The organism is Nocardia asiatica NBRC 100129 (genome assembly GCF_000308415.1).
GTDB classification, from domain to species: Bacteria; Actinomycetota; Actinomycetes; order Mycobacteriales; family Mycobacteriaceae; genus Nocardia; species Nocardia asiatica.
On record NZ_BAFS01000135.1, the window covers coordinates 1 to 9,498 of the forward strand.

At 71.0% G+C, this 9,498-nt stretch carries 8 protein-coding genes and 1 pseudogene; 4 read left to right on the forward strand and 5 right to left on the reverse strand.

Annotated elements, in window-relative coordinates; all coding sequences use genetic code 11:
• Positions 1-795 (reverse strand): AAA family ATPase (locus ON27_RS12950; RefSeq protein WP_043725200.1); only part of this gene is annotated, 795 nt, incomplete at its 3' end.
• Positions 796-1,016: 221 nt separating this feature from the next.
• Here ON27_RS12950 and ON27_RS12955 point away from each other — a divergent pair.
• A complete protein-coding gene (locus tag ON27_RS12955; protein ID WP_083887538.1) occupies positions 1,017-1,430 on the forward strand; it encodes a DUF7144 family membrane protein in 414 nt (137 codons plus the stop codon).
• A 360-nt stretch (positions 1,431-1,790) separates the two neighbouring features.
• Positions 1,791-2,570, forward strand: a complete 780-nt coding sequence (locus tag ON27_RS12960; RefSeq protein WP_043725206.1) for an alpha/beta fold hydrolase — start codon at positions 1,791-1,793, stop codon at positions 2,568-2,570.
• Between the two features lie 28 nt (positions 2,571-2,598).
• On the opposite strand, the gene ON27_RS12965 is transcribed toward ON27_RS12960, so the two are convergent.
• Together ON27_RS12965 and ON27_RS12970 are read right to left on the reverse strand one after the other, a co-directional pair.
• Complete coding sequence (locus tag ON27_RS12965) at positions 2,599-4,389, reverse strand: hydroxysqualene dehydroxylase (protein ID WP_043725210.1); 1,791 nt, start codon at positions 4,387-4,389, stop codon at positions 2,599-2,601.
• Complete coding sequence (locus ON27_RS12970) at positions 4,382-5,794, reverse strand: NAD(P)/FAD-dependent oxidoreductase (RefSeq protein ID WP_043725214.1); 1,413 nt, start codon at positions 5,792-5,794, stop codon at positions 4,382-4,384. The genes ON27_RS12965 and ON27_RS12970 overlap by 8 nt, the downstream gene beginning before the upstream one ends.
• Positions 5,795-5,965: 171 nt before the next feature.
• Between ON27_RS12970 and ON27_RS12975 the strand changes: the two genes are divergently transcribed.
• Together ON27_RS12975 and ON27_RS12980 are read left to right on the forward strand one after the other, a co-directional pair.
• Positions 5,966-6,610 carry a TetR/AcrR family transcriptional regulator gene (locus ON27_RS12975; protein WP_043725218.1) on the forward strand — a complete coding sequence of 215 codons (645 nt, stop codon included), beginning with the start codon at positions 5,966-5,968 and terminating at the stop codon, positions 6,608-6,610.
• 46 nt (positions 6,611-6,656) lie between these two features.
• Positions 6,657-7,655: a Gfo/Idh/MocA family protein gene (locus ON27_RS12980; protein WP_043725223.1), complete on the forward strand. Its 999-nt coding sequence runs from the start codon at positions 6,657-6,659 to the stop codon at positions 7,653-7,655.
• Here the strand turns inward: ON27_RS12980 and ON27_RS12985 are convergent.
• Together ON27_RS12985 and ON27_RS12990 are read right to left on the reverse strand one after the other, a co-directional pair.
• The gene (locus ON27_RS12985; RefSeq protein WP_245559926.1) at positions 7,638-8,888 is read right to left on the reverse strand and encodes a glycosyltransferase; all 1,251 of its coding nucleotides are present in this window, start codon (positions 8,886-8,888) and stop codon (positions 7,638-7,640) included. The two genes, ON27_RS12980 and ON27_RS12985, sit on opposite strands and share 18 nt — an antisense overlap.
• Positions 8,885-9,498 (reverse strand): annotated as a pseudogene (locus ON27_RS12990) (esterase); the annotation flags it as partial. The pseudogene ON27_RS12990 and the gene ON27_RS12985, both read right to left, overlap by 4 nt.

Consider the following 9,498-nt stretch of genomic DNA (forward strand, 5'->3'; position numbering starts at 1 on the left):
GACGAGTTCGCCGATCAGGAAATCGGCGACCGCGCGCGCCGGGCGTGCGAGCACGGTCAGCGCCGCGGCGCGGTCGTCGGCCCGGGCACTCAGGTGGGCGGCGGCGATGCGCACCAGCGCGGCCCAGCCGCGGGTCAGTGCGCAGAGCGTGTCGAGCTCGGCGCCGGTCAGATCGCAGCCGTGCGCGCGGCACAGCGCGTCGACCTGCTCCGGGGAGAGGGCGAGTTCGCTCATGCCCCAGCGGGTCAGCCGGGAATGGAGATCGAGGACGTGCCAGCGGATCGGCGGCGCGAAGCGGGCGCACAGCACCGTGGTGACCGACGGCGGGGCGTGCTGCAGGAAATATTCGACACCGGCCAGCGCGAGCGGGTCGGTGAGCAGATGGGCGTCGTCGAGCACCACGACGGTCGGCGTCGCCCGTGCGGCCAGTGTCGCGATGAGAGTGTCCTGCGCGGTCGGCGGTCGCGCGGATTCACCGGCCGGGACGCCGAAGCGGGCGTGCAGCACGGTCCACAGCGCCGCCGCGTCGTCCAGCTCCGGCGTGACGGTCACCCAGGCGACATCGGATCCGCCCGCCGCGCGCCGGGCGGCCCAGTCCGCGATCAGCACCGACTTTCCGGTTCCGGCCGGTGCGCACACCAGCAGCACGTGCCCATCGCGGTTTCCCGTCACCGCGTCGGCGGCGGCGCACAGGCCCGGCCGGGGGATCGGAGGGAACGGCAACGCCGGTATCTCGGCAACGGATTCCGCCGCGGCGGGGATCCGGCGTAGTGCGGGGACGTGCGAGGTGGTCACCGTGCCTCCCGGGCCGTGTGCTGACAGATCACTACCGCGCCTCGGTAGCGGAACTTACCCGGTGGAAAGGCCCCTCGATCACATCGTGTGTCGTCGTTATGGAAATTTCATCCCGGAGAGGCGAGAAGCCTCGGAGTCACCCGAAACGGGTGAAGTGCCGACCGGGCCGACTGGTGGAGATTCGGAGAGCGTCCAAAATTTCCCGAGAAAGGGGGCGACCGATGACGCACATGACCGAACCGGAGGCACACCCCGTCCGCCGTGGCATCGCGGCGGGCACGTCCATCGCGGCAGCCATCCTGCTGCTGACCGTCGGGGTGCTGTCGATCTTCGAGGGCATCTCCGCCGTCGCCGAGGACGAGCTGTACGTCGTCGGCACCGACTACGTCTACAAGTTCGACACCACCACGTGGGGGTGGATCCACATCGTGCTCGGCATCCTCCTGGTCGTCGCCGCCCTCGGCCTGATGACCGGCGCCACGTGGGCACGCGTGGTGGCGATCGGCCTCGCGGCGCTGTCGATCATCGCGAACTTCATGTGGCTGCCGTACTACCCGGCATGGTCCATCCTGGTGATCGCGCTCAACATCGTCGTCATCTGGGCGGTAGCGACCTGGCGGCCGGAAGCGGTCTGACCGCGCGGACATCCGCGGCCGCCGGTCCGCGAACGGCACACGGCAAGGCACGCCGAACCTGAGCCGACGCGGCCGAGTTCGACTCGGCGCTGCTCGCGGCCATCCGTCGCGCCGAAGGCGTTGCGCCTCTTGCCTATTCCGGTGAGGGGCGCGCGCCTTCCGGTGCGGGCGGCTCGGCTCGATCCGGTCGCGAATTCGAGCAGCGCGGCGCCACCCTGCCACGGCGATCAGCGTTACGCGGGGGCAAACCCTGATCCCGGTCGGCGCGATCGACCGTTGCGATGGGGGTTTCCGCTGTTACCGTAGGCGAGGTTGTGGTATCCACCTACGAGATCGCACTACGAACTCGAAGGGACGCCAATGCCGAGCAAGCCCCCGCTCGTTCTCCTGCACGGTGTCACCATGTCCGAACGGGTGTGGGATGACGTCACGCCTTTGCTCGCCGCGCGGCACGAGGTGATCACCCCGACCGCCGTCGGCCACCGGGGTGGTCCGCCCGCCCTGCGGCGTCCGGCGCGGGTGGAGCATCTGGTGGACGACATCGAGCGGCGGCTGGACGCGCTGGGACTGCGCCGCGTGCACATCGCGGGCAATTCGCTGGGCGGATGGATGGCGATCGAATTGGCCCGCCGCGGGCGCGCCGAGACCGTGTGCGCGCTCTCGCCCGCGGGCTTCTGGGAATCCGGCGCCGGAAGCCAGAAGGCCGCCACCCGCCGCATCGCCCGCGAGGCGGTCACCGGACGGCTGCTGGGGTTCCTCGCACCGTGGGGACTGCGCAGTGCGGTGGCCCGGCGAGTGGCGTTGCGCAACATCGCCGTGCACGGCGATCGTGTCAGCGCGGCGCAAGCCATGACCTTCTTACGGGACCTGCTCGGGTGCACCGTCACCGCCGATCTGCTCGGCACCGACGAGCAGATCGCCGCCCTGGACCCGTTGCCGTGCCCGGTCACGGTGGCCTGGGCGCAGTACGACCGTGTGCTGCCCGAGGAGATCCACGCGGCGATCGCCCGGGCGCGTCTGCCCGAAGCCGTGTTCTCCGTGCTGCCCGGAACCGGTCACGTTCCGATGATCGATGACCCGCGGCTGGTCGCCCGCACGATCCTGGCCACCACCGGCAGCGCCGCCGCCGAGGCGTCCTAGCCGGACTCGGGTGTTCCCGCCCCGCCGGTCACACGTCGAGCAGATGCGGCAACCCGGCGCGGTACCGGTCGGCGTCGATGCGTTTCCACGGGTCGAAGACCGGCAGCGAGACCAGCGGGAAGACCGGAACGCGGGGTGCTGGGTCGTCGGCGGCGTCCAGGATGGCGTTGGCCGCCGCGCGCCCGGATTCGTTGGCGCCCTCCATCGTGGCGAGGTCGATATTGTTGCGCACGTGGTCGCCGCCGAAGAACAGGTTCGCGACGGCGCAGCGGGCTTCGGGGCGGTGGTCGTAGGAGCCGACCGTGTTGACCAGCAGCGGGGTTTCGTTGTGCACCCCACTCGCGGTCCAGGTGACCCCGGGATCGAGATGCCAGGAGCGGATGTCCTCGGGCCGCAGCCAATCGGTCGCGGTGTTCAGCCATTCGGAGAGCTGAGCCCACACTTCTTCGGCGACCTCGGCGGCGGTGCACTGCTTGGCCGGTCGGTGGAAGCGGATGCCGGGGGAGTCCCAGTCGGAGATGTCCACCGACAGGCATTCCCGCACCGTTCCGTCGCCGTAACGGGCGGCGAAATCGCCGACCCACATCGGGGCTTGGCGCAGCGCCGTGAGCGCCCACGGCGATCCGAGCGCGGCGATGTGGCCTTCCGGCAGCTCGGTGGGCCGGGTGAGGTAGTACTGGATGCCGACCATCCAGTCGGTCCGCAACTGCCGCATGCCCGCCAGATGCGGGTCGGCGTCGAGGATGTCGTCAGTGAGCAGCGTGACCGCCTTCTCCACCGGCATGGCGCACAGATACCAGTCCGCGGTCACCGCGGTGGACCGGCCATTGCCGTCGGTCACCGTCACCGAAGCGATCCGGCCCGCGCGCAACTCCAGCCGCGTCGCCCGCTGCCCCGGCACGAATCGCACGCCCCGGGAGCGCAGATACGCCACCCAGGGATCGATCCACGCTTCGTTGGTGGGACGGTTGAGGATGCGGTCGATGCCCGCGGAGTACTGGGGGATCGCTCCGGTCCCCGCCAGCACCAGCGCCTCACCGATGGTGCCGATGGTTCTCGCCGAACTCACCTGGGGCTTGGCCGCGACGGTGATCCTGGTCAGGGCGCTGACCAGGTATTCGCGGTAGGCCGGTGACTTGCCCTCGGCGCGCAGGATCTGCTCCCATGTCACGTATTCCCATTGACCGAAACGCCGTTCGGGACACGAAGTGAACCAGACGGCCATCTGTTTTGCGAAGAACGCAAGCTCGGCCGGCGGCAGTTCCGGAATGAAGCCGAACGCGCCGATGAGGGTGTTCTGCAATCGTTGCGGGGTGAGCTGGTCGATGCCCGTGATTTCGACCGGCGCGAAGATCGGCGGCCTGCCGCGGAAACCGGCGACGGTGCCTTCGACCCGGACGAGATTGCCTGCGACGCCGTCGGGGTTGCCGGGGAAGGGAATCCGGCGCATGGTGTCGGGCAGGTTCTGGTAGCAGCCGGGAAAGAACCGGAAGCCGTGCTCGCCGGGTAGGTCCAAGCGGCCGTCGGTTCCGGTGCCCGGCACGCCCATGCTGCGCGCCTTGCCGCCGAGGAACGCCGGCTCGTACACGGTGACCTCGTATCCGCGCTCGATCAGTTCGTGGGCCGCTGAAAGTCCCGCGACCCCGCCGCCCAGCACCGCGACCGACTTTCCTCCAATGCGCAACCCGGGCGTTCGGCGAGGTTCGGGCGGTGCGGCGTGTGCCGGGGCGGCGGCGACGGCCGCTCCGGCCGCGAGCGCGCCGCGCAACAGGTCGCGGCGGGTGAGGTCGATGGTGGGGCGAGGACGCGGGTCATGCATGTCGATCTCCTGAAGATGCCGCGAGGAAGCCACGCGGCGGCCGGGACGGGATGACGGTGGCGGGATCGGTGCGCGCGAAGGCGCGGGCCTCCCGTCGTTCGGAGATCGTGTCGCGGCATTCGCCCACCAGGTCGGCGAAGACCGGCCAGGGGGCGCGCCACGAATCGCGCAGCGCTCCCGCCGCCAGCGCCGCGGCGCGTGCGGGAGTGAAGACGTCCTCGGGATGTACCGTGCGGGAGAAGACCGCGGTGACCGCGTCGGCCAGCGCCGGGTCTGCGGCAGCCTGCCGATAGAGCTCGATTTCCAGCGGACGCATCGCCGTGCCCCGGGCCAGCCGGTTGGTCCATTGGTAGACGCCCAGACACTCGCTGTCGCGCAACTGTTCCCACGCGGTCAGGGCGGTATCGAGGTGCTCGGTGTCGTCGAGCGCCGGGGCGGCGAGTTCGCCGAGCAATCGCCCGTAGCGCAGTGCGTCTCGGATGCCTTGCGCGGTCACCGGGTCCTTGAAATGCCCGGCGTCGCCGGGCAGCGCCCAGCCCGGCCCGGTGGAGCGCCGGAAGTAGGAGGTCAGCCCGGTGGCCGAACGCACTCGCCCCACCTGGCGGCAATCGCGCAGCCGCCCGCGCAGTCCCGGCAGCCGCTCGATCGCCTCCTGATACCGGCGCTCGGCGCGCCCCGCGCCCGGCGCGCCCGGCCGCGCGGGCGGCTGGACGAGACTCAGCAGCAACCCGTCGTCGCAGGGAAACGCGGTGCCGAGATCGGGACCGTAACGCCATTGCGCCGCCACGTGACGCTGGTCGGCCGCTCCGTCCTGCCAGTACGCGAAGTAGCAGTCCCGTCCGCTCGGTGCGCTCAGCCGGGGTCGCTCGGCGCCGACCAGCCGGGCCACCGTGCTGCGGCGGCCGTCCGCCCCGACCACCAGGCGGGCGCGCAGTTCGCGCACACCACCGCGCTCGGTATAGCGCACGCCGGCGCAGCGATCACCGGACCAGAGCAGCTCGGTGACCCGCACGCCCTCACGGACCCGCGCGCCCGCGTCGACGGCGGTTGCCACGAGCGCGGCGTCCAATCCGGTTCGCCGGACGCACATCGCGTAGTCGATACCGTCCACCGGCGTGAACGACGACCGGACCTGGTAGCCGCCGCCCGCGGCGAAGGCGGTGGTCAGCGCCGGGGCCCCGATCCGCCGGACCCGCTCGAGAGCGCCCGCGCGGCGCAGCTCGGCCAGGCCGGCGGGCCACAGCAGATGCGTGGAAAGGGTGTCGGCGGGAAAGCGCGCCGCGTCCAGGGCGACTACGTCCCGGCCCGCGCGAGCGAAGGCGATCGCCGCCGCCGAGCCCGCGCATCGCGCGCCGACCACCACCACGTCGGTGTGCTCGATTGCCGGGAAGGGAGATCCGCGCATGCCCGAACACCTCGGTCATATAGTCTCGGACACTGTGTCCGATCGATGGTGGACCGTGGCTCCCCGAATGTCAATATCGGTGCCGTGTCGGCAGAATGGAGGCCGTGGCGCGACGCGCCCCACCCGGCACGACCGACCAACGCGGCCGTTTCGGCCGCAGAGAGGAGCCGGATGCCCTCGCTGACCCGAGTTCCCAGAAACGCGCGCAAACCCGTGGACGACCGGCGCGCGGAGTTCGAGCGACGAGTCCTCGCCGCGGTGGAGGAGTTGCTCGCCGACGGCACGCCCTACACCGAGATCGCCGTCCACCGGATCGCCGCCGCGTCCCAATCGGCCAGATCGACGTTCTACCGGTATTTCCCGGACAAGAGTCAGCTCCTGATCCGCATGGCCGAATTGGCCACCGCGGATCTTTTCGAGGCCGCCGAACGCTGGTGGAGCGACGAGCACACCAGTCGCCGGGCCGGCGTCGTGACGGCGGTGCGCACCATGATCGCCGGATTCCGGGAGCACCGGTCCCTGCTGCTGGCGCTGAGCGAGGTGGCGGCCTACGACCGTGACGTCGGCGCGTACTGGCGCGGTCGGGTCGCCTCGTTCGTGCAGGTGGTGCGGTCCCGTCTGGAGAACGACCGCGCCGCGGGCCGGATCAGCCCGGCGATCGACCCGCAGGCCACCGCGATCGTGCTGACCTCGATGGTCGAACGCGCGATCGCGGTGAGCTTCTCCTCCGCCTCGGGGGTCACCGACGACGCGCTGGCCGAGGCGCTGGGCCGGGCGATCTGGCTGACCGTGTACGGCGACGCGCCGCCGCCCTGACGGATCGCTCGGCGGCGCAATCGGTCCCATTGCTACAGTCGCGCGCATGAGACAAACCGGACAGCCTCTGCGGATCGGCATCCTGGGCGCCGCCCGCATCGCGCCGGCCGCTGTGGTGCGTCCGGCCGGGGAGAACCCGGACGTCGTGGTGGCGGCGGTGGCCGCCCGCGAGCCGGAACGCGGGCGCGCGTTCGCGCGCAAGTACGGCATCGCGGAGGTCTTCGACAGTTACGCGGCGCTGGTAGCCGCGCCCGACATCGACGCCGTCTACAACCCGCTGCCGAACGGCCTGCACGGCCGGTGGACGAAAGCGGCGCTGGCCGCGGGAAAACACGTGTTGTGCGAGAAGCCGTTCACCGCCAATGCCGCCGAGGCCGCGGAGATCGCCGCGCTGGCCGCGACGTCGGACCGGGTGGTCATGGAAGCGTTCCACTATCGCTACCACCCGATGACCCGGCGGGCGGAGGAGATCATCGCTTCCGGTGAACTCGGCAAGCTGGTGCGCGTCGACACCGCCATGTGCTTTCCGCTGCCGCGTTTCTCGGATATCCGCTACGACTACGCGCTCGCCGGTGGAGCCCTGATGGACGCGGGCTGCTACGCGGTCCACATGGCCAGAGTTTTCGGCGGCGAGAACCCGGAGGTCGTCGCGGCGACCGCGAAGTTGCGCGGTCCGCGGATCGACCGCGCGATGAGCGCGCAACTGCGTTTCCCGTCCGGTCACACCGGACGGTTGCGCTGCTCGATGTGGTCGTCGGATGTGCTGCGCATCGGCGCGCGAGTGGTGGGCGAACGTGGCGAGATGCGGGTGGTCAACCCGGTGGCGCCGCAGTTGCCGCGCAGGCTGTCGGTGCGATCGGAGCGCGGCAGCCGCACCGAGAAGACTTCGCGCCGCACCACCTACGCCTATCAGTTCGACGCCTTCGTCGCGGCGGTGCGCCACGGTGAGCCGGTCCTCACCTCGCCGCAGGACGCGGTGGCCACGATGAGCGTCATCGATGCGATCTACACGGCCGCGGGCCTGCCGCTACGGCAACCGAGCTGACTCGGCGCCGGCGATCGCCTCGGTGTAGACCGAGACCAAGCGCGCGGTGAACCGCGACTGCAAGGTCCGGTCGGCGTTGCGGGCCAGGACGTTTCGCATGGCGGCGAGCCGGTCCGGATGGTCCGCCAGTTCGCGCAGCGCCTCGGCGAGCGCGGCCGTCGAGGCATCGCGGGCGCGGTATTCCCCACCCGCCGGGACGGTTTCGGTGACGTCGGGGTCGCAGTGCAGCACCGGCAGGCCCGCCGCGACGGCCTCGAGCAGCACCATGCCCTGGGTGTCGCATCCGGCGGACGGGAACAGCAGCACGTCGTGGGCACGCATGGCGGCCAGGCATTGCGCCTGGCTCACCTCGCCGTGCAGCCGGACCCGCTCGCGCAACCCCAGCCGGTCCACGGCCGAGCGCAAGCGAGACTCCAGCGCTCCCGCCCCGTAGATGTCGAGGAGACAGTCTCCGGCGCGGTACACCGCTTCGACGGCCTCGAGCGGCCGTTTCTCGGCGGAGAAACGGCCGCACCACAGCACGCGCAGCGGCCGATCCGGGCCGCTGGATCGCTCCGGGAGGGCGCGCACCAGATCGTCGTCGACTCCGTTGGACACCACGTGCATCGGACGGTCCACACCGTGGGCGGCCAACCGCTGGGCGAAATGCCGGGTCGGCACCACGACGTGATCGGCGGCCCGCGCCTGGGCGACCAGCGGCCGCCAAGCGAGCCGCGCCGTGCGGCTTTCCGGCAGGCGCGGCATGGTGCCGCGCAGACCGACGAACCCGCCGTGCAGCAGGCGCATGGTCAGCGCGGCCAGGTAGGGGAACGGGGCATTGCGTTCGATGAAGGAATCGTCGCGGCTGTGCATCGACTGGACGACGGGAACGCGGTGGCGGCGCGCGGCGCGCAACCCGGCGACGCCCGCGCCATAGGTGGTCTGCGCGTGCACCACGTCGAAACCGCGCTCAGCGAACACGGCATCGATGAGGCGTGCGTTCCTGCGGGTCGGCAGCGCGACGGGATAGCCGTTCACGGCCAGTCCGGGCGTGGTCGCGAGAACGACGATCCCGGGGTCCGGCGGCGTGTGCCGCGGTGGCGGGATGGTGAACACGGTGACGCGGTGGCCGAGCCGTTCCAGCGCCGTCCGCTGCGCGCGCATCGACGTCTGGATCCCCCCGAGGGTGGCCGGGTGGAAATCCGCGAACATCGCGATGCGCAGCGAACGGCCGTCGTCGCCGTGTCCGCTCACGCCGTGCCGGCCGATCGGGACGCGGAAGATCCGCGGCCGTCGAGGAATTCCAGGATGTGCCCGTACACGTCCAGTGCCGCGCCGCGGCCGAGGAAGGTGTCGAGGTGGCCGTAGGACGGGATTTCGACGTAGCGGACGTCCAGCTCGGGGTTGCGGGTGGCGAGCACGTCGTGGCACAGCTTGTTCGAGTCCAGCCACACCTCGTTGCGGCTGCCCGACAGCAGCAGCACCGGGCAATCGATCCGGTCGGCGTGGTCCAAGGCGTTCTCCGGCAGCACGCGATAGCGGTCGTCGTTGTCGTTCCATCGCTGGACGGCGTGCGCCAGCTCCATGCGCCGCAGCTGGGGCAGCACGTGCACCGGGATCGGGCCGAACAGCTCCGCCAGGCGGTCGTGGGTGCGCGGATCGAGATGGTCGTGCACGAACAGCGCGGCGCCCATGCCCCAGCTGCCGTGGACCATCCGGCAGGTGGGGTCGGTGCATTCCCCTTTCCGGGTGAGCAACGCGTACAGCAGCGTCTTGCGTGACCACAGCCCGACTTTGCGGAAGTCGGATTCGAGGTGGTGCACCCGGGAGCCGAGCAGCTCGCCGCCCACCAGCACCCGCATCC